Raw genomic sequence first — 21,166 nt, 5'->3', positions numbered from 1 at the left:
TGCTTGTCTCGCGATCAGGCGCTCATGCAGCCTGTTTGGAAGCGTTCTGGATCTTCGCTTCGAACTCGTGGCGGAAGTGCTTGATCATGGCGCGAACCGGCATGGCTGCCGCGTCGCCGAGCGCACAGATGGTGCGGCCCATGATGTTCACGGATACCGAGTCCAACAGCTCGATATCTTCCGGACGGCCTTCGCCGTGCTGAATACGGTTCACCACGCGCCACAGCCAGCCCGTGCCTTCACGGCAGGGCGTGCACTGGCCGCAGGACTCGTGCGAATAGAAGTACGACAGACGCAGCAGGCACTCGACCATGTCGCGCGAATCATCCATCACGATCACGGCGCCCGAACCCAGCATGGAACCCGCCTTGGAGATGGAGTCATAGTCCATCGTGCAGTCCATGATGATGTCGGCAGGCAGCACGGGCGACGAAGAGCCGCCAGGGATCACTGCCTTGAGCTTGCGACCGGTGCGCACGCCGCCCGCCAGTTCCAGCAACTTGCTGAAAGGCGTACCCATGGGAACTTCGTAGTTGCCGGGCAGGTTCACGTCGCCGCTGACCGAGAAGATCTTGGTGCCGCCGTTGTTGGGCTTGCCGCATTCCAGATAGGCCTGGCCACCGTTGCGGATGATCCAGGGAACGGCCGCGAAAGTCTCGGTGTTGTTGATGGTCGTGGGCTTGCCGTACAGACCAAAGCTGGCGGGGAACGGCGGCTTGAAGCGGGGCTGGCCCTTCTTGCCTTCCAGCGATTCCAGCAGCGCGGTTTCCTCGCCGCAGATGTAGGCGCCAAAGCCATGGTGGGCATGCAGCTGGAAGCTGAAGCTGCTGCCCAGGATGTTGTCACCCAGGTAGCCGGCAGCACGGGCTTCTTCCAGGGCCGCCTCGAAGCGATCATAGACTTCGAAGATTTCACCGTGGATGTAGTTGTAGCCGATGCTGATGCCCATCGCGAAAGCGGCAATGATCATGCCTTCGATCACGATGTGCGGGTTGAACATCAGGATGTCGCGGTCCTTGCAGGTGCCGGGTTCGCCCTCATCCGAGTTGCAGACCAGATGCTTCTGACCGGGGAACTGGCGGGGCATGAAGCTCCACTTCAGACCCGTGGGGAAGCCCGCACCGCCACGGCCGCGCAGACCGGATTCCTTGAGCGTCGCGATGACCTGATCCTGCGTCAGGCCTTCGCCTCCATCCTTGCCCAGCAGCTTGCGCAGGGCTTGATAGCCGCCGCGTGCTTCGTAGTCCTTGATGGACCAGTTGCTGCCGTTCAGATCCGCATAGATCTGGGGGTTGATGTGACGGTCGTGGAAGCAGGTTTCGTTGCCGGTCGATGCGAACTTGGCCAGCACGGCATTGGCGGCAGGATTGTTCAGAATCGTGCTCATGCCTTGCCCTCCGCTGCGCGCAGACCGTCGACCAGCTCGTCGAGCTTTTCGTTGCTCATGAAGCTGCACATGCAACGGTCATTGACCAGCATCACGGGTGAATCGGCGCAGGCGCCCAGGCACTCGGACTGTTGCAGCGTGAACAGGCCATCCTTGGTGGTCTCGCCCATCTTGATGCCCAGCTTGTGCTCCAGGTGATGCAAGGCCTTGTAGCCGTCGCGCAACTGGCATGGCAGATTGGTGCAGACATTCAACTTGTACTTGCCAACGGGTTGCTGGTTGTACATGTTGTAGAAAGTGGTGACTTCGTGCACCGCAATCTCGGCCATGCCCAGGACTTCGGCAATCACTGCCTCGCTTTCCTGGCTGACCCAGCCCTGCTCCTGCTGCACGATAGACAGGCAAGCCATGACGGCAGACTGTTTCTGGTCAGCCGGATACTTTGCCACCTCACGCGCAAAGCGTTCTCTGGTCGCTTCGGTAATCATCGGTCAACGTCTCCAAACACGATGTCCAGGGTACTGAGCACCATCACGGCGTCAGCCAGCATATGGCCACGGCTCAGTTCATCGAGAGCAGCCATGTGCGCAAATCCTGGTGGACGAATCTTCAGTCGATAGGGCTTGTTGGCGCCATCGCTGATCAAATAAATGCCGAACTCACCCTTGGGATGCTCGACGGAAGCGTAAGCCTCGCCTTCGGGAACCTTGAAGCCTTCGGTAAAGAGCTTGAAGTGGTGAATCAGCTCTTCCATGTTGGACTTCATGGCTTCACGGCTGGCGGGCGCAACCTTGTGATTGTCCGTGATCACCGGGCCGGGATTGACACGCAGCCAGTCCACGCATTGCTTGATGATCTTGTTGGACTCGCGCATCTCGGCCATGCGCACCAGATAGCGGTCGTAGCAGTCGCCCGTCGCACCCACAGGAATATCGAAGTCCAGCTTGTCGTAGACCTCGTAGGGCTGGGTCTTGCGCATGTCCCAGGGCAGGCCCGAAGCGCGCAGCATGGGACCGGTCAGGCCCAGATTGATGGCACGCTCTGCAGACACCACACCGATGCCGACATTACGCTGCTTCCAGATACGGTTGTCGGTCAGCAGGGTTTCGTACTCGTCCGCGCACTTGGGGAAGCGCTGCGTGAAAGCATCGATGAAGTCCAGCAGCGAGCCCTTGCGGTCTTCGTTCATGGCCTCCATGGAGCGCACATTGCGCACCTTGCTGGCCTTGTACTGGGGCATGCTGTCCGGCAGATCGCGGTACACGCCACCGGGACGGAAGTAGGCCGCGTGCATGCGCGCACCCGACACCGCTTCGTACATGTCCATCAGCGCTTCACGCTCACGGAAGCTGTAGATCAGGATGGTCGAGCTGCCAGCATCGTTACCCGAGGAACCCAGCCACATCAGGTGATTCATGATGCGGGTGATTTCCGAGAACATCACGCGGATGTACTGGGCGCGAATAGGCACTTCGATGCCCATCAGTTTTTCAATAGCCAGGCAGTAAGCATGCTCGTTGCTCATCATCGAGCAGTAGTCCAGGCGGTCCATATAGGGCAGCGACTGGATGTAGGTCTTGCTTTCGGCCAGTTTTTCGGTCGCGCGGTGCAGCAGACCGATGTGCGGGTCGGCGCGCTGCACCACTTCGCCATCGAGCTCTAACACCAGACGCAGCACACCGTGCGCTGCCGGGTGCTGCGGACCAAAGTTCAGGGAATAGTTCTTGATTTCAGCCATGGTCTTCCGTCAAAAGGCGACGTGCGCCTTTAGTGCAGGCCTCCGCCGTAGTTTTCTTCACGAATGATGCGCGGCGTGATTTCGCGCGGCTCGATCGTGACGGGCTGGTACACCACACGTTGCTGTTCGGCGTCGTAGCGCATTTCCACGTGACCGGACAGGGGGAAATCCTTGCGGAACGGATGGCCGATGAAGCCATAGTCGGTCAGGATGCGGCGCAGGTCCTCGTGACCTTCGAACACGATGCCGAACAGATCGAACGCTTCGCGCTCGAACCAGTTGGCCGAATTCCAGATCGGGTTGATCGAAGCCACCACGGGGAAATCGTCATCGGCACAGTACACGCGCACACGCAGACGCTGGTTCAGCGTCAGGGACATCAGGTGAGACACCACGGCAAAACGCGGACCGTCCTTACCGACTTCCGCATAAGTGGAGTAGTCCACGCCGCACAGATCCAGCAGCATCTCGAACTGGCAGTCCGGCGCATTGCGCAGGATCTGCATCACGTCCAGATACTGGCCAGCAGACACTTCCACCGTCACTTCGCCGTAGGCCAGAGTGACAGAGCGCACCTTGTCACCCAAGGCAGCCGTAACCACATCCCGAAGCTTTTCGGGGTGAATAGCAATTGCAGTCATCTCAGCCCTTTAAACGCGAGCGATGGTGTGGGTACGACGAATCTTCTGCTGCAGCTGGATGATGCCGTAGATCAGCGCTTCCGCTGTCGGAGGGCAACCAGGCACATAGACGTCGACGGGAACAATGCGATCGCAACCGCGCACCACCGAGTAGCTGTAGTGATAGTAACCACCACCATTGGCACAGGAGCCCATGGAGATGACCCAGCGCGGCTCGGACATCTGGTCATAGACCTTGCGCATCGCGGGAGCCATCTTGTTGCACAGCGTGCCGGCAACAATCATCAGGTCAGAGTGGCGGGGGCTGGCACGGAACACTTCGGAGCCGAAGCGACCGATGTCATAGCGGGCAGCAGCTGCGTGCATCATCTCCACCGCACAGCAGGCCAGGCCAAACGTCATGGGCCAGATCGACCCTGTCTTGGCCCAGTTCACCACCGTGTCATAACTGGTGGTGACGAAGCCTTCCTTCATCACGCCTTCGATCATCGTGTTTCCTCAGAAAAGCTGCTTATTCCCAATCCAGGGCGCCTTTTTTCCACTCGTAGGCAAAGCCCACGACCAGAATGGCCAGGAAAATCAGGACAGCAACAAAACCCACGCCGCCAACATCTTTGAGTGCGACAGCCCAGGGCAGCAGAAATGCGATTTCCAAGTCAAACAGAATGAACAGGATGGCGACCAGGTAATAGCGCACATCGAATTTCATTCGAGCGTCGTCAAACGCCTCGAAACCGCATTCGTAGGGAGAGTTCTTGGCGGCATCAGGGCGGTTGGGACCCAGCACGTAGCCGAGAGCCAGGGGTACTACACCCACAGCCATGCCAATAAGAATGAACAGAAGAACGGGAAGGTACTGATCGATGTTCATCGAGTGGGCCTTGTTATGAAAACATGCCTCACCGATCACTGCCTGATCAGCAGGGCAGGTTTTTAGTTATGTGTTGGTGCCGTCGGCGAGACTCGAACTCGCACAGCTTTCGCCACTACCCCCTCAAGATAGCGTGTCTACCAATTCCACCACGACGGCTTCGTCTCAAAGTCTGGCAATCTCTGGAACCTTCGTTGCAAAGATTCTGATCCCCAGACAATCCCTAGATTCTAGCCTGAAAAACCCCACTCTTCGGGGTTCTTCAGGATTTTCTTAATTTATTTTGTTGGAATCTGGGCTGCACCCTCTGCAGGAGCAGCAGGAGGTACGGCGGTATCACCGGTAGTTGCAGGCGGCACAGCGGCAGCAGGCGCAGGAGCCGAAACAGGAGCGCCCTCGAGCACGCTGCCCGAGCTCACCGGACGGGCATTGCCCAGATAAGCCAGTGCCAATGTCGCCACAAAGAACACCGTGGCCAGAGCCGCCGTGGAACGCGACAGGAAGTTGGCACTGCCCGAGGCGCCAAACAGGCTGCCCGACGAGCCACTGCCAAAGGAAGCCCCCATATCGGCACCCTTGCCGTGCTGCATGAGGATGAGGCCGATCATGCCCAGAGCGGCCAGCATCTGGACCGCGAGAATGACGCTGGAAAAGACGTTCATATCAAAACCTAAAAGTCTGAATCATTGCGCACCGCACCGGAGTGCGGCGCAGACGAATTATTGCGCTGCCGCAATAATGGTGAGGAAATCCGGAGCCTTGAGAGCCGCGCCACCGATCAGGCCACCATCAATATCGGCCTGAGCCAGCAACTGTGCCGCATTGCCTGCATTCATGCTGCCGCCGTAAAGCACAGGCACGCGAGCGGCCTTGTCGCTGGCAGCAGCCAGTTGCGCACGCAGAACGGCATGCACCTGCTGGGCCTGCTCGGGCGAGGCGGTCTTGCCGGTGCCTATGGCCCAGACGGGCTCGTAGGCCACGACCAGCTCGCTCACGCAGTGGCCAACCTGATGAATCACGGCTGCCAGCTGACGCTTGACCACGGCTTCGGTCTGACCGGCTTCACGCTCCGCCAGGGTCTCGCCCACGCAGACGATGGGCGTGATGCCCTTGCCCAAGGCAGCTTGAGCCTTGGCGGCAACCACTGCATCAGTCTCGCCATGATACTGACGACGCTCGGAGTGACCGACCAGCGCATAGCGCACGCCGAACTCCTTGAGCATGGTGGCCGAAACCTCGCCCGTGAATGCACCCTGCTCGTGCAGGGACACATCCTGCGCGCCCACACCGATGGAAGTACCCGCAAGTTCCGCCTGGACCTGAGCCAGATAGGGAGCAGGAGCAGCCACGGCTACACCCGCCTTGTTGTCCGCAGGCAAGCCCTGCTTGATGGCCTGCAGCAAAGCAGCATTGGCAGCCAGGCCGCCGTTCATCTTCCAGTTGCCAACAATGAGTTTTTGCTTCATGTTTCCCAAGTCAAAACGATTTTTCCGGTGTGCTGGCTGGATTCCATCAGCGCATGAGCCTGCGCTGCGTCAGCAGCATCGAATTCACGATAAATGGCTGGGCGCACCTTGCCGGACTCCAGCAGGGGCCAGACATTGCGCTTGAGCGCCTCGGCGATCGCCGCCTTGAAGGCCACGGAGCGCGGGCGCAGCGTGGAGCCGGTCACGGTCAGGCGCTTGCGCAGCACCAGACCGGCATCGAACTCGGCCTTGACGCCGCCCTGCACCGCGATGATGACCAGGCGGCCATCAGGAGCCAGACACTGGACTTCGCGCGCCACATAGCTGCCGGCGACCATGTCGAGGATGACGTTGACGCCTTCGCCCGACGTGATGCGCAGCACCTCTGCCGCAAAATCCTGCGTCTTGTAGTTGATGGCGTGATCGGCTCCGAGCTTGAGGCAGTCATCGCACTTGGCATCACTGCCAGCCGTGACAATGACCGTCGCCCCCCAGGCCTTGGCCAGCTGAATCGCCGTCACGCCAATGCCGCTGCTGCCGCCCTGCACCAGCAAGGTTTCGCCGGGCTGCAGAGCCCCCCGGTCAAACACATTGCTCCAGACCGTGAAAAAGGTCTCGGGCAAGGCCGCCGCCTGCACGTCGCTGAAGCCCTCCGGCACCTGCAGACACTGGTCCACGGGCGCAGCGCAGAAACTCGCATAGCCGCCACCAGCCACCAGCGCGCAGACACGGTCGCCGAGCTTGAAGCCCGCCTTGCGCATGGCCGCCTCGTCGCCCGCCACGATCACACCCGCCACCTCAAGCCCCGGAAGATCGGAGGCACCGGGAGGTGGTGCGTAATGACCTTTGCGCTGCAGCACATCGGGGCGATTGATGCCGCTCGCGGCAACGCAAATCAGCACCTCCCCCTCAGCCGCCACCGGCATGGGACGTACACCCATGCGCAGCACGTCTGGCGCGCCATAGCTGGTGATTTCCACCGCTCGCATTGTGTTGGCTTCCATAGTCAGGCTTTGCTCTATCAAAGAAATCAGGCTTGAACGCTTATGCAGAAAGCGCTGGCAGCTACAAAATCAGGATCAGCCAGCAAACAACAAAGCAGGAGACCGCCTCACGACGACCTCCTGCTCAGCCATTACTGCTGCTGTTGTTGCTGCTCGTCAGCGGCTGCGCGGTTCTCGCGCGGCTCGCGGCTTTCGCGGGGTTCGCGATTCTGACGAGGAGCACGTTCGCGGTACTCGCGATCGCCACGGGGTTCACGCGGCTCGCGCTCGGGCATGCCGGCGGGACGCTCGGTCAGCGCCTTCATGGACAGCTTGACACGACCCTTGTCGTCGGTTTCCAGAACCTTGACCTTGACCACTTGACCTTCTTGCAGGTAGTCAGTGACCTTCTCCACGCGCTCGTGGGCGATCTGGCTGATATGCAGCAGACCGTCCTTGCCGGGCAGCAGGTTGACCAGGGCACCGAATTCCAGGATCTTGACGATGGGGCCTTCGTAGATCTTGCCGATCTCGACTTCGGCCGTGATCTGCTCGATGCGCAGCTTGGCAGCTTCAGCCTTGGCGCCGTCGGTGGCAGCAATGGTGATGGTGCCGTCTTCCTCGATGTTGATCTGGGTGCCGGTCTCTTCGGTCAGCGCACGGATGGTGGCGCCACCCTTGCCGATCACGTCACGGATCTTTTCGGGGTTGATCTTCATGGTGTAGAGCTTGGGCGCGAAGCTGGAGACTTCGGTCTTGGCTTCGCCCATGGCTTCCTGCATCTTGCCCAGGATGTGCATGCGCGCTTCCTTGGCCTGAGCCAGGGCAACCTGCATGATTTCCTTGGTGATGCCCTGGATCTTGATGTCCATCTGCAGGGCGGTGATGCCGTTGGTGGTACCGGCCACCTTGAAGTCCATGTCACCCAGGTGATCTTCGTCACCCAGGATGTCGGTCAGCACGGCGAACTTGTTGTCTTCCTTGATCAGACCCATAGCGATACCGGCCACATGCGCCTTCATGGGCACGCCGGCGTCCATCATGGACAGGCAGCCGCCGCAGACCGAAGCCATGGACGAGGAGCCATTGGACTCGGTGATTTCCGACACCACGCGGATGGTGTAGGGGAATTCTTCCTTGGTCGGCAGGCAAGCGGCCAGGGCGCGCTTGGCCAGACGGCCGTGGCCGATTTCACGGCGCTTGGTCGAGCCCATGCGGCCCACTTCACCGGTGGCAAAGGGAGGCATGTTGTAGTGGAACAGGAAGCGGTCTTCGAACTCGCCAGCCAGTGCGTCGATCTTCTGAGCGTCGCGCTCGGTACCCAGCGTAGAGATCACCAGGGCCTGGGTTTCACCACGCGTGAACAGCGCGGATCCGTGAGTGCGGGGCAGCACGGAGTTGCGGATCTCGATGGGGCGCACGGTACGGGTGTCGCGGCCGTCGATACGGGGCTCGCCCGCCAGGATCTGCGAACGCACGATGCCGGCTTCGATGTCGAACAGCATGCCTTCAACCTTGACGCCGTCGAACGCCACGCCCTGCTCGGTCAAGGCGGCCTTGACATCGGCGTAGGCCGTGCGGCAAGCCAGGGTACGCACCTGCTTGTTACGCTCCTGGTAAGCGGCGCGCAGCTTGGCTTCGCCCAGCTCGACCACCTTGGCGATCAGCGCTTCGTCCTTGGCGGGAGCAGTCCAGTCCCATGCGGGCTTGCCGCCTTCGCGCACCAGATCATGGATGGCGTCGATGGCGATCTTGCCTTGCTCGTGGCCAAACACCACGGCGCCCAGCATCACTTCTTCAGGCAGTTGCAGGGCTTCGGATTCGACCATCAGCACGGCGGATTCGGTACCGGCAACGACCAGATCCATCTGCGAATCCTTGCGCTGGGTCTGACCGGGGTTCAGCACGTATTCGCCGTTGATGTAACCCACGCGGGCTGCACCGATAGGGCCGTTGAAAGGCAGGCCCGACACTGCCAAGGCAGCGGAGACAGCGATCATGGCGGCGATGTCGGCGTCGACTTCGGGATTCAACGAGATGGTGTGGATGACCACATGCACATCGTTGTAGAAGCCTTCGGGGAACAGGGGACGAATGGGACGGTCGATCAGACGCGAGGTCAGCGTCTCCAGCTCGGAAGGCTTGGCTTCGCGCTTGAAGAAGCTGCCGGGGATCTTGCCGGCTGCATAAGTCTTCTCGATGTAGTCAACGGTCAGGGGGAAGAAGTCCTGGCCGGCCTTGGCGATCTTGGAACCCACGACAGTGGCCAGCACCACGGTGTCGTCGATGTTGACCAGCACGGCGCCGGAGGCCTGGCGGGCGATTTCGCCGGTTTCCATGGTGACCGTATGCTGGCCCCACTGGAAGGTCTTGGTAACTTTGTTGAACATGGTCATATTGACTCCTTTATGAATAGCTGGATGCGCTTATCCAGTCTTGATTTGGAGTGCAAACAGAACACGATGCCATTCCAGTGCTGCGCTACGCGCTACAAATAGTGCAGCATTGGAATGACACAGCTTCGCTCTGTTTTGCGAACTCCGAAGTAAAAAACGCCTGAGCTAGGTAATCTAACTCAGGCGTTTCGATCTTTCACCGTGCTTACTTGCGCAGGCCCAGCTTGGCGATCAGTGCTGTGTAGCGGTCAGCGTCCTTGGACTTCAGGTAGTCCAGCAGCTTGCGGCGACGGCTCACCATGCGCAGCAGACCGCGACGACCGTGGTGGTCCTTGGCGTTAGCCTTGAAGTGGGGAGTCAGTTCGTTGATGCGAGCTGTCAGCAGAGCCACTTGCACTTCGGGGCTACCAGTGTCGTTTTCGGAACGGGCATTGGCCTTGACAACTTCAGCCTTCTTATCGGCAGCGATCATTTTGTTTTCCTTAGGATTTGGCACTCGACGAGGAGCACCTTGGTTACTTGCGCCAAGACTGGAAAGGCCTCAGCGTGCGTCTTGCACCATGCAAAACCTAGCGATTATATCAAGAGGCGATTTATTCCCGATACAACCGCAGGGCAAGCCTTTGGATCAAGGCAGGCAAACCCGCTTGCCCATGCCTGAAGCTGACCCGGACAATCTGCCCATCCACTCCAGCCAAGGACGCGCCATGGCCAGATTTCTGAGACGCCGTTCGCTTGCCCAACTCTGCACCGCAGCCCTGACAGCCGTCGCATTTGCCAACCTGCCAGTGCTAGCCGCCAATGCATCCGGTGAGCGCAGCCACAAGGCAGCCAAAAAGCAAAGCGGCAAGGTCAAGATCCAAAACATCCGCAGCAGTTCGCAGGAGACCACCGCCGAACGCGACAGACGGCTGTACCGGGAATGCCAGGGAAGGCCTAACTCCGGGGCATGTGCGGGGTTTACACAGAGACCACCACCCGGAAGGCGCTGATAGGCACCGCAGGTCTAGCAAAATCAACCGTCAGTCCCGCCCATGGTTACAAAGTGCTGCATCAATCTACCATGCAAGCATGCACCTTTCTTCGTATTTTTCAGGTCAGCCCCCCCGCCTACGAAGGCAAGCCCATGGCTTCACCTTGATCGAACTGTTGACCGTGATTGCCGTGCTGGCCGTGCTTACCGCAGTTGTCGCACCCAGTTTTACACCCATGATTCAGCGATGGAATGTCAAATCGACTACTGAAAGCATGGTGAGCACATTGTATTTGGCCCGCACAGAAGCCATAAAACGCGGCGGGGGGGTCACCATAAAGAAAACCCCAAATAATACCGATGGCTGTACGGTCGCCAGCACCAACGAAGACTGGGGATGCGGCTGGAGCATTTTTTATGCTGACTCGGCAGGAAACTCAATTAGCATTAAAAATATACCCCCGCCAAAGGGGATAGAAGTAACAGTAAAAAGCAGTAGTGGAACTATCTCTTTAGATCGCTGGGGAAAGATGAGCGGAATTAACGCAAAAGGCATATACATACTTCCTGCAGGAGGAAACTTAAATCCACCCGCTCAAGGCATATGCACAAGTTCCGGGGGCAGAATTCAAGTAATCGGGGACCCTCCATGCGCTTGAATAAACAAAATGGCTTCACCTTACTTGAGTCATTAATAGCAATCCTATTAACGGCACTTGGAATATTAGGCATATTGGGTGTTCAGATGCGCACACTTTCCAACACTCAAGACACCATGCGAAGAACCCAAAGCAATCGTTTGGTCAATGATTTAAGTGAAAGAATAAAGAATCAAACCAGCGGCATAGCCAATTCCAGCCAATACACAACCACCTGGACAGACCTTACTCAATCAATTACGGCGCCATCGGTGGACTGCTCCTCGAGCGGGGCCTCTTGCACAGCTACACAGCTCGCCCTTTACGACAAATACATTTGGCTAAACTCAGCAAAGAATGCACTCCCGCTGGGGAAAGCAAGGATTTTCGCCACCGCCGATGGGAAGTCTCTAGGAGTGATGCTTGCCTGGCGCTCCAATGAAGATGCTGCTGGGGTTTCTTCATCAACCAGTGCCACGGACTCGACCGGCACAGCCGTTCAATGCCCAAAGATCGATGCCAATAACTCGCAGAGCCCTTATATGAGTTGCCATCTGCAATATATCAGCCTTGATGAACGCTGCCAAACCGTTGGCTCTACAGCCTACTGCTCACAATAGTCACCAATATTGATATGCAGAAAGATCCTCATTTCTTTAGGACCTCCAATCGCCTGCAACAGCAAGGCGTGACTCTTGTTGAGTTGATGGTAGGTATTGCAATTGGACTTCTAACTGTCGCAGTTGCAATTGGCGCATTACTGGCTTCAAAAAATGCAAGCATATCCACCAGCGACAGCACAACAATGCAGCAGCAAGCGGCTTATGCATTTCGTGTGATTGGACAACAGATTCGACAAGCAGGCAGCCTCTCCTTGGAGCCATCCACCAGCTATCTGGAATCCGCATATTTTCGCAATAACCTAGCTATAGCAAGCTATCCGCCTATCTCAGGAAAGGACAGCCCCGGAAGCAATGAATATAAATTGACTGTCACCTATCAAAATGCTCCGATTGATAAAATTTATCCACTTGCAGCAGACGGAACTGCAAGCACAGGCTCGCTACTGAGGAATTGCTTGGGAGAAAATCCATCCAACTCTCCACCAGAGGCTCTTCAAAGCGCATTCAAACTGGACAGCAATATTCTTTATTGCGCCGGAACAAGCTCCAAACAACCCATTATTGGAGGCTCTCAGGCGAGCGATATAAAGGTCAAGGATTTCATTGTTCGTTATGTGAGCCAGCAAGGCTATACCAATCCGACATTTTCTTACTCCAACGCATCTGCATTCACCGACAACACGGCCTGGTCAAAAGTTCAGTCGGTAGAGGTGTGTATTGAATTGGAGGGATCTGACAACATTGACACTGTTGGCACCAACTATATCAACTGCAGCAATGAAACGGTATCCCGTGGAAATCGCTTACGCATGGTATTCAGAAACACTTTCCGTTCTCGTAGCCATGCCTGGCCAACAAGCAGCTAAATATGAAGATATCAAACAAAAATTTGCAACATGGAGCCGCTCTCTATATTGTTGTAATTTTTATCCTATTATCCATGCTCGTTGCTCTTTGGGCTTCTCGCTCAGCAATTTTCAATGAATTGGTAGCTGGCAATGATGCTGATTACCAAAGAGCCATGGAATCCGCACAAGCAATGGTTCAGGATGCTCAGGATGATATATATCGGCATCTTTACGACAGCACCAAAACCTCATTAAGAACGGGTAGCACCCAGCAGTTCCCTGGAAGCCAAGATGTTTTTTTTGGACCCTGGAGTGACAGCCTTGCAGCTCAAACCAATCAATGCAAGAATGCCATTTGCTTGAGGCGAACCATCGCAGAAGATTTCTGGAATGACCCCAGTACCTTGCAAGCCATGCTTAGCCTAGGGGCGAGATATGGCCAATTTTCAGGAGCCAACCAAAGCGGCTCGGAAACGATTACGCCTCCCAATCCAATTTTGGCATTGACCGACGCCAATAAGGGAGCTTGGTATTGGATAGAGCCAATGCCATATGGGACACTTGGATTAAGTCCCGGCGGGAATATCGGAAAAATAGTGCAAGGCACAGCAACACCAGCGACAAACGCAGAAATGATTTTCAGAATTACAGCCCTGGCCTTTGGCATCAAGGGATCGAGCAGCAGCACTGATTTTAGCGACCATTCCCCTACCATGGCTGTAATCCAGACAGTCATCTCCATGCCTGTGATTAAAGGTGAATAATATGAAAAGAAAAATAATTATCAAGAAACTCGCCTATTCTTTGGCAGTCGCAGGTCTTGTCACACATATTTACACAAATGCAGCGCCACTCAATTTTGCAACCTACCCAGCAGGCAGCGCAAGCATAGAACCTGCACCCAATGTCATCATTTCGGTTGACGACTCTGGAAGTATGGGCGATTCTGGCATTAGTGCACTCAAAACTGCATTAAAGGATACATTTGCAGCAAGCAATATTCCAGATAAAAGACTCCGTATTGCATGGCAATCCATGAATCGATGCAATGGCATCCCTAGCAACAGCACATCTTGTGGCAGCAGGAATTCCATGAAAGTTCTGGAGGGAACACATCGCACCAATTTCTTGACTTGGGTCGATACGCTTACTGCAAAGGATGGAACTCCATCTCATCAGATGGTAAGAAATGCCGGAGATTATTTAAAAAATACACCGTTGAATAGTGATTCCCCGTGGGCAGAAGTGCCCGGAACCCGGTTGGGCAATGTACTCTCTTGCCGGAAATCCTTCCATATTTTCATGACGGATGGTGGCTGGAACAGCTCCACCAGCAACACAAATACAAATATTGATGGAGACAGAAACCTGACGGGCTACAAGACAATATCCCCGGGTAATATTGACGGGACAAATGCAACATTTGCAGATCAAAAATCGTACGTAGCAAGCTCCACTCAAACAAAAATATACTCAGATTTGTGGGGTTCAACCAGTCAAACCTGCTCCAACAGAACCAGTTGCTCAACAGATGGCATAAATACCTTAGCCGATCTTTCATTTTATTATTGGGCAACCGACCTGAGAGACGATATCCCAAATCAAGTCAAACCAATCATAAAAAAAAGTGGCTCAGAAATATTCAAGAACTCCAGAAATCAGAATATTGAAATTGAAGAATACTGGAATCCAAAGAATAATCCAGCAACATGGCAAAGCTTAACAACATATACCATTGGATTTAATAGCGCAGCGACCTGGACAGGCACCCCGACCTGGGGAGGAGACACCTTCTCTGGCGATTACAGCAAATTGATTACAGGAGATTTATCTTGGCCAAGCCCGCTCTGCAAATCTGATAACACACCTTCCGACACCGGGACATTTTCTTGCGATGGTGTTTACAACAGAACCTCCGGGTACAACGCAAACGAAAATAATAGAAAAAAAGAGTTATGGCATATGGCCATCAATGGGCGCGGCAAGTTCATTCCCGCCTCGACCAGTGACGATCTAAAAAATGCGTTCAAGGACATTGTTAGCAATATTATTGAAGACACGTCCCAACCCCTAACGGGCTATGCAAGCTCATCGAGCTCCATTAGCACGCAGGATGCCAAGCTCTATACAGCAACCTACGACGCAAGTGGATGGAAAGGAGCTATTTATTCCCAGATTGCGGCAACGGATACGGGAGTCCTTTCCGCAAACTCAGCTTGGGGAAACAATATAAACAACCGCCTACCTACCACGGCAGACAAGCTTGATGCCCGTACAGGTCAGATAGCAAGTAGATTGGTATTGACAACCAATGGCAGCAGCGGTATCAGCTTTAACTACGCAAACCTATCGGATGCACAGAAGTCCAGCTTGACCACGTCTCTGGGAACCAATGCGACAACCGCAAACAAAACAAGCCTTGGAACAGCCATAGCGGATTTCATACGTGGAGATATCACCAACAATGGCGGGACTGTTCAGAATTTCAATTTCAGGACACGTAACTCCATTCAAGGCGACATCGTCAACTCGGCTATATGGTATACGGGTTCTCCAAGTCAAGGCTACAATCAATCAGGATACTCCGCATTTGCAGCGCGCTATAAAACACGGATACCCATGCTTTATGTCGGCGGAAATGACGGAATGCTGCATGGATTTTCCGCAATAGATGGTCAAGAGAAGATTTCCTATATCCCAGAAGGAATAATATCCAGACTTCCGCAGCTCGCTAACAGCTCTTATACGCACCAATATTATGTAGATGGCTCCGCATTTACCGGTGACATTGTCGTCAATTCCACGAGCTCGGATTTTGCCGATCGATGGCGCACCATGCTTGTTGGAAGCCTTGGCGCCGGCGGAAAAGGCTATTTTGTTCTCGATGTAACCCAGCCCGGCTCCACCGTCAACAATGGATATGCCAGTAACTTCTCAACGGCAAATGCGGGAAGTATCGTTGTCCTGGATAAAACTGCGACAACGGATGCAGATATTGGATATATTTTCAGTACTCCAGTCGTGAGTGAGTACAGCCCTCAGATTTCGACGCAAATTGTCAAAATGAACAATGACCGATGGGCTGTTGTCATGGGCAATGGCATAAATAGCGCCAATGAACGCCCTGTTCTACTTGTCCAGTATCTTGATGGACAAAAGGAACTGGTAAAAATCACCGCAGCATCATCAGGAACCAATGCCAGCAGCAATGGCCTATCCGCTCCTCGTCTGGTTGACTTAAATGGCGACGGTACGCCTGACATCATTTACGCAGGAGACCTTAGGGGAAATTTGTGGAAATTTGATCTTTCTAGTTCAAATCCGCAGAATTGGGGGATTGCATTTTCAGGTCAGCCACTTTTTACAGCGAGCTATACAGCCAATAACGCGACAACCTTACAACCTATCACTACAGCACCACTGGTTAGAGTCAGTGAAAGCACGGCAGGACTCATGGTCGCCTTTGGCACCGGAATAAATGTGACCGAAGGAGATAGAACAGACGCATCTATCCAAAGCTTCTATTCTGTAGTTGACAATACACGGTATAAGCTATGCGCGGCCGATCAAACATCATGCACGGCCGGAAAGGTAATTATCGATACAAATGCAGCAACCCCGACTGTAGTAGCAAAGTCAAATCTGGTTGCACGAACATTCTCAAACACCGCAACAGCAGGCACCGGAAATAGCCAAGGTCAGAATTTTTGGGGTATGGGAACTCAATCCGAGCTCAATTATCTTAACAGCAAGGGTTGGTATTTTAATTTCCCGGAAACTGGCGAGCGAGTTCTTAGGAATCCAAAATTTTATTCAGCAGCAAGCAACATCATAGATATTCTTTCAGATGTACCAGCCTCCGGCGGAAATGTAGAAGGTGAAACATGCGAGCCAACCTCCACTCCAGCCAAAGCATGGCGCAGCCTTTTAGGTATCGAATTCGGGCTTAAGCCGACTCAGCAACTTCTGGATACGAATGGAGATGGCCTTTATAATACCGCTGATAGCGGAACGAATAGAACCACGTCTTCTCCAAGAGAAATATCTTTTGGCACCCGGGCAGGGAAGATTAATATTGGCACTCAGCAAACCTCCAATACAGGAAAGCTCAGCAATCCAGTGACCTCTCTGAACTGGCGACAGCTTCAATAAGGAATCGCTCAATGAACCGCATGGAAAAACAAAAGGGCTTCACTCTCATCGAATTAATGATTACGGTTGCCGTCATAGGAATTCTGGCTGCGATTGCTTACCCCAGCTACGCAGAGTACACGCGGCGGGGATTTAGAAATGAAGCCAAAGCCGGCTTGCAGCAAGCGGCTTTATGGATGGAGCGCGCAGCAACTGCCAACGGCGTCTACCCGATCACCGGTGACAGCACACAGAAGACAGCCATGGACAAGATGCTGGCCCAGTACGGTACAAGCAGGTATACCTTCAGCTTCGCAAGCTCCAGCACATCGGCCTATGTCATCCAAGCAGCCCCTCAAGGAGGTCAAGCCGTTGACAAATGCAAGACTCTTACCTTGAACCAGGCAGGTGTTACAGGCGCCAACAGCAAGGTGCAGGGAGACACGGGCTACAACACCGACTGCTGGGGCAAGTAAGCCCGGCACCTCTGCATTACCATCCTGGGCATGACACCCTCTGCCCATTTCATGAACAAGGCGCTTGAGCAGGCTGCTCAGGCGCTTTTTCTTTCCTCACCCAATCCGCGCGTCGGCTGCGTGATCGTCGATGCCTCGGACCGCATCATCGGCCAGGGCTTTACCCAGCAGGCCGGCGGCCCGCACGCCGAGGTGATGGCATTGCGCGATGCGGCTTCCAAAGGCAACGATGTGCGCGGCGCCACGGCTTATGTGACGCTGGAGCCCTGCTCGCACCATGGCCGCACCGGCCCCTGTTGCGACGCCTTGATCGCAGCCGGCATCGGCAAGGTGGTGGGTGCGCTGACGGACCCCAATCCGCAAGTGGCCGGCCAGGGTTTCGAGCGACTGCGCGCTGCGGGTGTTGAGGTGGAGATCGGCCCCGGCGGAGCCGAATCACGCGAGCTCAATATCGGCTTCTTCAGCCGCATGATTCGCGGCACGCCCTGGGTACGCATGAAGGCAGCCAGCTCGCTGGACGGCGTCACGGCCCTGCACAACGGTCAAAGCCAGTGGATCACCTCGGCGGCCGCTCGCGCCGACGGGCATGCCTGGCGTGCCCGTGCCTGCACGATTCTGACCGGCATAGGCACGGTGCTCGAAGACAATCCGCGCCTGAATGTGCGGGATGTAGACACGCCACGTCAGCCACGCATTGCCGTGGTGGACAGCAAGCTGGACATCCCGCTGGACGCTCATGTTTTGAAAGCACCTAACGGTTGCCTTATCTACACTTGCAGCACAAATCAATCCAAGATCGAGCAATTGCAAGCGCTAGGCGCTACGGTTATTGGTATGCCGAACGCAGCAGGCAAGGTGGATCTGGCGGCCATGCTGCGCGATCTGGCCCAGCGCGGCACGAATGAGCTGCATGTGGAAGCGGGCTTCAAACTCAACGGCTCCCTGATTCGCGAAGGCCTGGTCGATGAGCTTCTCTTCTATCAAGCCCCCAAACTGCTGGGCACAAGAGCCATGGGTATTGCCAACTTCGGCCCGCTCGACAGCCTGGACCAAGGCCTGCCACTGGTGTTCCATGATATCGCCCGCCTGGGACCAGACCTGCGCATTGTTGCCAGAGTCCAGGGCCGAGAGCAGCTCTAGCGCCGTCTGTGTCCGACATGTGAACTCGGTCATCATGGGTTACAAAGCAGCAATGACGGCTTCTATCTCCACATCGTCACGACTGCAACCATCAGGGCCGCAAACGCATCTGGCGCTGCTTGCCGGCACTATTGCCGCGATGTTGCTCACGGGTTGCGCGGCGTCGCTACCCAAGGATGTGGAGCGCCCCGTCAGCACGGCACTGAGCCAGCCCCAAAGCACCGAGCTGGGCCTGTTCGTCTCTCAGGCTCGCCCGACCAAGGCAAAGCCAGATGCCTCGGCTTTTGCCTTGATCTCCGGCCCCAAGCATGCGCTCAGCAGCCGCATGGCGCTGGTGGAAAACGCACAGAAGACGCTGGATCTGCAGTACTACGCCATCCATGCAGACCAAAGCACCGGGCGACTGCTGCGCGCCGTCGTGCAGGCTGCCAGGCGCGGCGTGCGCGTACGCGTGCTGCTGGACGACTTCCACAGCACCGGGCCGGACGCGCAGGTCATGCGCCTGGCTTTTGTGCCCAATGTGGAGATGCGCATGTTCAATCCGCTGGCCGGCTCGCGCGCCTCCACCATCGGCCGGGCCTGGACGCTGCTGACCGACTTTCAGCGTGCGCAGCAGCGCATGCACAACAAGCTGTTCGTGGCCGACAACACCCTGGCCGTGATTGGCGGACGCAATCTGGGCGACGCCTACTTTGACGCCTCCAATGTCGGCAATTTTGTCGATCTCGATGTTCTGGCCGCCGGCCCCGTCGTCAAAGACCTGTCGCTCAGTTTTGACCGCTACTGGAACAATGTGCGCGCCTACCCCGTGCAGTCGCTGATCAGCGAGCCAGACCTGCTCAAGCTCAAGACGCAGTTCGACCAGGAAGACGCCAGCAGCAAAGCCGAACCGGCCGAAGGCGCCAACGCACCCGAAGACAGCTCCCTGAATCTGAGCCAGGTCCCGTGGATCTGGGCCCAGGCCATGGTGCTGGCAGATAGCCCCACCAAGATCCCCGTCGAAGGAGCGGAACGCTCTGCCGCCAGCGAGTCCGTCGGGGCAGCCGTGCTCAAGGCTGGCGAAACCTCCAGTCCGCCCCCCTCCGTCACCCCGGCGCTGAATGCCGAGTCGGTGGTCGACGGTCTGCTGGCCCTGATCCGCTCCGCCAGACAGGACTTGCTGGTGGTTTCGCCCTATTTCGTGCCGGGGCAGGAGATCATGGATGCCTTTCGCGCAGCGCGCAGCAAAGGTGTCCGCATCCGGGTGCTGACCAACTCCCTGGCTTCCAACGATGCGCCGCTGGCCCATGCCGGCTATGCGCGCCATCGCAAGGCCCTGCTGGAGATGGGCATCGAGCTCTATGAAATGCGAAGCGAAGCGGCCAATGTACGCTCGGCATTGCGCGCAGGCACCACAGGCTCCAGCGGGGGCAGCGCCGGGGCTTCGCGAGCCATGCTGCACACCAAGCTGCTGGTCATAGACGGGCGTCTGGTCGCCGTGGGCTCCATGAATCTGGACATGCGCTCACAGCTGCAGAATACCGAGATCGCCGTGTTGATCGCCAGCCGCCGCTTCAGCCAGCTGGCCGGCGACAGCATCGACGAAAGCCTGCCCGAAAACAGCTGGCGCCTGGATCTGGACCCCAAGGGAAAGCTGGTCTGGCGTGCCCCCCAGGAAAGCGGGCTAGCGGACTCCTACTCGGAGCCCGATGCCAGCCTCGGACTGCGCCTCATGCTGCAGCTGCTCGGGCCTCTGGCTCCGGACAGTCTGCTTTAGACACGGACTGCGGCCAGGCCCATTCCTGCTGCAGATCGCGCAGCGGCAGCGCCTGCACCCAATCGCTGATGGCGCGTTGATCGGTCTGGGTGCGCACTTCCTGATAGGCCAGCTCAGCTTCGGGAAAGCGTCTGCGCATGAGATTGAGCCACTGCTTGAGGCGGCCCGCACGCTGGCGCGGCTCCAGATCCTCGCAGACCATATGCCAGAAACGCTGCACCTGGGGCACCAGCTCAAGCCAATCAATGCCCGCCGCCACCGTGCCACTACCCTGCTCCACGGCGCGGCGCACCGCCAGTGCCAGACCCGGGTCGGCCACGATGCCGCGTCCCAGCATCAGGTCGTCGCAACCCGAGACTTCGCGGCAGCGCAAGGCCTCCTCCACGGTCCAGATCTCGCCATTGGCCACCACATTCACGCCCACCGCCTCGCGGATGCGCGGAATCTCCTCCCAGTAGGCCGGGGGGCGATAACCATCCAGCTTGGTACGTGCATGGACCACGATTTCGCAGGCTCCGCCGCTTTCCATGGCCTGGGCGCACTCGGTCATCAGCGCCCGGTCGTTGAAACCCAGCCTCATCTTGGCCGATACCGGCAGCTGCGCCGGAACCGCCTTGCGCACAGCTTCGACCACACGGGCAATCTGCATGGGGTCCTGCAGTAGCGATGCACCACCGCCATGGCGGTTGACGACCTTGGCCGGGCAGCCGAAATTCAGATCGATGCCCTCGGGCCCCAGACGTGCCAGATTGGCCGCGTTTTCGGCCATGCTGACGGGATCGGAACCCAGCAACTGCGCCCGCACCGGCACTCCGGCCAGCGTCCGGCCGCCGTTACGCAGCTCTGGCATGGTGCGCAGATAGACCTTGTCCGGCAGCAGCGAGCCGCTGATGCGAATGAACTCGGACACGCAGCGATCCGCGCCGCCCACCCGGGTCAGCACATCGCGCAGCACAAAATCCAGCAGCCCTTCCATGGGCGCGAGCAGCAGTCTCATTTCAGATTCAAATCAGATTGACCTATAGCGCTTATTCAGAAAACGCCAACAGCTATTAATTCAGAAGCAATTGGCAAGCTTGGGCAGTAATGACTGGCCGAT

At 56.7% G+C, this 21,166-nt stretch carries 20 protein-coding genes and 1 tRNA gene; 8 read left to right on the top strand and 13 right to left on the bottom strand.

Translation table 11 applies throughout. From position 1 onward, the window contains the following. Positions 1-22: 22 nt before the first annotated feature. The 12 genes from nuoF to rpsO form a co-directional block, all read right to left on the bottom strand. Positions 23-1,387 (bottom strand): NADH-quinone oxidoreductase subunit NuoF, encoded by a 1,365-nt coding sequence (gene nuoF, locus ACLBXN_RS03105; RefSeq protein ID WP_003057828.1) that lies wholly within the window; start codon positions 1,385-1,387, stop codon positions 23-25. Beyond that, positions 1,384-1,875, bottom strand: a complete 492-nt coding sequence (gene nuoE, locus ACLBXN_RS03100; RefSeq protein ID WP_003057829.1) for an NADH-quinone oxidoreductase subunit NuoE — start codon at positions 1,873-1,875, stop codon at positions 1,384-1,386. Before nuoE ends, nuoF begins: the two co-directional genes overlap by 4 nt. Next, the gene (locus ACLBXN_RS03095) at positions 1,872-3,125 is read right to left on the bottom strand and encodes an NADH-quinone oxidoreductase subunit D (RefSeq protein ID WP_003076498.1); all 1,254 of its coding nucleotides are present in this window, start codon (positions 3,123-3,125) and stop codon (positions 1,872-1,874) included. Before ACLBXN_RS03095 ends, nuoE begins: the two co-directional genes overlap by 4 nt. 29 nt (positions 3,126-3,154) lie before the next feature. Next, on the bottom strand, positions 3,155-3,766 hold the full coding sequence (locus ACLBXN_RS03090; protein ID WP_003057831.1) for an NADH-quinone oxidoreductase subunit C: 612 nt from the start codon (positions 3,764-3,766) through the stop codon (positions 3,155-3,157). A 9-nt stretch (positions 3,767-3,775) separates the two neighbouring features. Further along, positions 3,776-4,255 carry a NuoB/complex I 20 kDa subunit family protein gene (locus ACLBXN_RS03085; RefSeq protein ID WP_003057832.1) on the bottom strand — a complete coding sequence of 160 codons (480 nt, stop codon included), beginning with the start codon at positions 4,253-4,255 and terminating at the stop codon, positions 3,776-3,778. Positions 4,256-4,277: 22 nt separating this feature from the next. Further along, a complete protein-coding gene (locus ACLBXN_RS03080) occupies positions 4,278-4,637 on the bottom strand; it encodes an NADH-quinone oxidoreductase subunit A (protein WP_003057834.1) in 360 nt (119 codons plus the stop codon). A 74-nt stretch (positions 4,638-4,711) separates the two neighbouring features. Continuing rightward, positions 4,712-4,796: transfer RNA gene (locus ACLBXN_RS03075), tRNA-Leu, on the bottom strand. 119 nt (positions 4,797-4,915) lie between these two features. Next, a complete protein-coding gene (secG, locus tag ACLBXN_RS03070) occupies positions 4,916-5,299 on the bottom strand; it encodes a preprotein translocase subunit SecG (protein WP_447611096.1) in 384 nt (127 codons plus the stop codon). A gap of 57 nt (positions 5,300-5,356) precedes the next feature. After that, positions 5,357-6,103 (bottom strand): triose-phosphate isomerase, encoded by a 747-nt coding sequence (gene tpiA / locus ACLBXN_RS03065; RefSeq protein ID WP_447611095.1) that lies wholly within the window; start codon positions 6,101-6,103, stop codon positions 5,357-5,359. Further along, complete coding sequence (locus ACLBXN_RS03060; RefSeq protein ID WP_447611094.1) at positions 6,100-7,107, bottom strand: NAD(P)H-quinone oxidoreductase; 1,008 nt, start codon at positions 7,105-7,107, stop codon at positions 6,100-6,102. Before ACLBXN_RS03060 ends, tpiA begins: the two co-directional genes overlap by 4 nt. Positions 7,108-7,238: 131 nt before the next feature. Next, positions 7,239-9,482 (bottom strand): polyribonucleotide nucleotidyltransferase, encoded by a 2,244-nt coding sequence (gene pnp, locus ACLBXN_RS03055; RefSeq protein WP_447611093.1) that lies wholly within the window; start codon positions 9,480-9,482, stop codon positions 7,239-7,241. 205 nt (positions 9,483-9,687) lie between these two features. Beyond that, positions 9,688-9,954, bottom strand: coding sequence for a 30S ribosomal protein S15 (gene rpsO / locus ACLBXN_RS03050; RefSeq protein ID WP_003057844.1), 267 nt, complete (start codon positions 9,952-9,954; stop codon positions 9,688-9,690). A 665-nt stretch (positions 9,955-10,619) separates the two neighbouring features. On the opposite strand from rpsO, the gene ACLBXN_RS03045 reads away from it, so the two are divergent. Genes ACLBXN_RS03045 through ACLBXN_RS03010 form a run of 8 tightly spaced genes read left to right on the top strand, consistent with a single transcriptional unit; the run spans position 10,620 to position 20,067 of the window. Further along, positions 10,620-11,114, top strand: a complete 495-nt coding sequence (locus tag ACLBXN_RS03045) for a GspH/FimT family pseudopilin (RefSeq protein ID WP_249334304.1) — start codon at positions 10,620-10,622, stop codon at positions 11,112-11,114. After that, positions 11,105-11,713 carry a type IV pilus modification protein PilV gene (pilV, locus tag ACLBXN_RS03040; protein ID WP_447611092.1) on the top strand — a complete coding sequence of 203 codons (609 nt, stop codon included), beginning with the start codon at positions 11,105-11,107 and terminating at the stop codon, positions 11,711-11,713. Before ACLBXN_RS03045 ends, pilV begins: the two co-directional genes overlap by 10 nt. Before the next feature lie 14 nt (positions 11,714-11,727). Further along, complete coding sequence (locus ACLBXN_RS03035) at positions 11,728-12,582, top strand: PilW family protein (protein WP_447611091.1); 855 nt, start codon at positions 11,728-11,730, stop codon at positions 12,580-12,582. Positions 12,583-12,584: 2 nt separating this feature from the next. Next, entirely contained in the window at positions 12,585-13,328 is a 744-nt protein-coding gene (locus tag ACLBXN_RS03030; protein WP_447611089.1) for a pilus assembly PilX family protein, read from the top strand. Position 13,329: 1 nt separating this feature from the next. Then, on the top strand, positions 13,330-16,716 hold the full coding sequence (locus tag ACLBXN_RS03025) for a pilus assembly protein (protein WP_447611088.1): 3,387 nt from the start codon (positions 13,330-13,332) through the stop codon (positions 16,714-16,716). 11 nt (positions 16,717-16,727) lie between these two features. Beyond that, on the top strand, positions 16,728-17,171 hold the full coding sequence (locus ACLBXN_RS03020) for a type IV pilin protein (protein ID WP_447611086.1): 444 nt from the start codon (positions 16,728-16,730) through the stop codon (positions 17,169-17,171). 30 nt (positions 17,172-17,201) lie between these two features. Then, positions 17,202-18,311 carry a bifunctional diaminohydroxyphosphoribosylaminopyrimidine deaminase/5-amino-6-(5-phosphoribosylamino)uracil reductase RibD gene (gene ribD, locus ACLBXN_RS03015; protein WP_447611084.1) on the top strand — a complete coding sequence of 370 codons (1,110 nt, stop codon included), beginning with the start codon at positions 17,202-17,204 and terminating at the stop codon, positions 18,309-18,311. Between the two features lie 52 nt (positions 18,312-18,363). Next, positions 18,364-20,067 (top strand): phospholipase D-like domain-containing protein, encoded by a 1,704-nt coding sequence (locus ACLBXN_RS03010; protein ID WP_447611082.1) that lies wholly within the window; start codon positions 18,364-18,366, stop codon positions 20,065-20,067. On the opposite strand, the gene ACLBXN_RS03005 is transcribed toward ACLBXN_RS03010, so the two are convergent. Further along, positions 20,021-21,064: a tRNA dihydrouridine synthase gene (locus ACLBXN_RS03005; protein WP_447611081.1), complete on the bottom strand. Its 1,044-nt coding sequence runs from the start codon at positions 21,062-21,064 to the stop codon at positions 20,021-20,023. The genes ACLBXN_RS03010 and ACLBXN_RS03005 overlap by 47 nt on opposite strands. Between the last annotated feature and the right edge of the window lie 102 nt (positions 21,065-21,166).

This window comes from Comamonas sp. C24C (assembly GCF_053345995.1).
The sequence above is the reverse complement of the archived record's forward strand: the minus strand, read 5'-3'. Positions and strand labels throughout refer to the sequence as shown.

Bases quoted from the DNA above. Each gene is read 5' to 3' on its own strand.
- nuoF (WP_003057828.1), bottom strand. From the start codon at position 1,387: ATGAGCACGATTCTGAACAATCCTGCCGCCAATGCCGTGCTGGCCAAG.
- nuoE (WP_003057829.1), bottom strand. From the start codon at position 1,875: ATGATTACCGAAGCGACCAGAGAACGCTTTGCGCGTGAGGTGGCAAAG.
- ACLBXN_RS03095 (WP_003076498.1), bottom strand. From the start codon at position 3,125: ATGGCTGAAATCAAGAACTATTCCCTGAACTTTGGTCCGCAGCACCCG.
- ACLBXN_RS03090 (WP_003057831.1), bottom strand. From the start codon at position 3,766: ATGACTGCAATTGCTATTCACCCCGAAAAGCTTCGGGATGTGGTTACG.
- ACLBXN_RS03085 (WP_003057832.1), bottom strand. From the start codon at position 4,255: ATGATCGAAGGCGTGATGAAGGAAGGCTTCGTCACCACCAGTTATGAC.
- ACLBXN_RS03080 (WP_003057834.1), bottom strand. From the start codon at position 4,637: ATGAACATCGATCAGTACCTTCCCGTTCTTCTGTTCATTCTTATTGGC.
- secG (WP_447611096.1), bottom strand. From the start codon at position 5,299: ATGAACGTCTTTTCCAGCGTCATTCTCGCGGTCCAGATGCTGGCCGCT.
- tpiA (WP_447611095.1), bottom strand. From the start codon at position 6,103: ATGAAGCAAAAACTCATTGTTGGCAACTGGAAGATGAACGGCGGCCTG.
- ACLBXN_RS03060 (WP_447611094.1), bottom strand. From the start codon at position 7,107: ATGGAAGCCAACACAATGCGAGCGGTGGAAATCACCAGCTATGGCGCG.
- pnp (WP_447611093.1), bottom strand. From the start codon at position 9,482: ATGACCATGTTCAACAAAGTTACCAAGACCTTCCAGTGGGGCCAGCAT.
- rpsO (WP_003057844.1), bottom strand. From the start codon at position 9,954: ATGATCGCTGCCGATAAGAAGGCTGAAGTTGTCAAGGCCAATGCCCGT.
- pilV (WP_447611092.1), top strand. From the start codon at position 11,105: ATGCGCTTGAATAAACAAAATGGCTTCACCTTACTTGAGTCATTAATA.
- ACLBXN_RS03035 (WP_447611091.1), top strand. From the start codon at position 11,728: ATGCAGAAAGATCCTCATTTCTTTAGGACCTCCAATCGCCTGCAACAG.
- ACLBXN_RS03030 (WP_447611089.1), top strand. From the start codon at position 12,585: ATGAAGATATCAAACAAAAATTTGCAACATGGAGCCGCTCTCTATATT.
- ACLBXN_RS03025 (WP_447611088.1), top strand. From the start codon at position 13,330: ATGAAAAGAAAAATAATTATCAAGAAACTCGCCTATTCTTTGGCAGTC.
- ACLBXN_RS03020 (WP_447611086.1), top strand. From the start codon at position 16,728: ATGAACCGCATGGAAAAACAAAAGGGCTTCACTCTCATCGAATTAATG.
- ribD (WP_447611084.1), top strand. From the start codon at position 17,202: ATGACACCCTCTGCCCATTTCATGAACAAGGCGCTTGAGCAGGCTGCT.
- ACLBXN_RS03010 (WP_447611082.1), top strand. From the start codon at position 18,364: ATGACGGCTTCTATCTCCACATCGTCACGACTGCAACCATCAGGGCCG.
- ACLBXN_RS03005 (WP_447611081.1), bottom strand. From the start codon at position 21,064: ATGAGACTGCTGCTCGCGCCCATGGAAGGGCTGCTGGATTTTGTGCTG.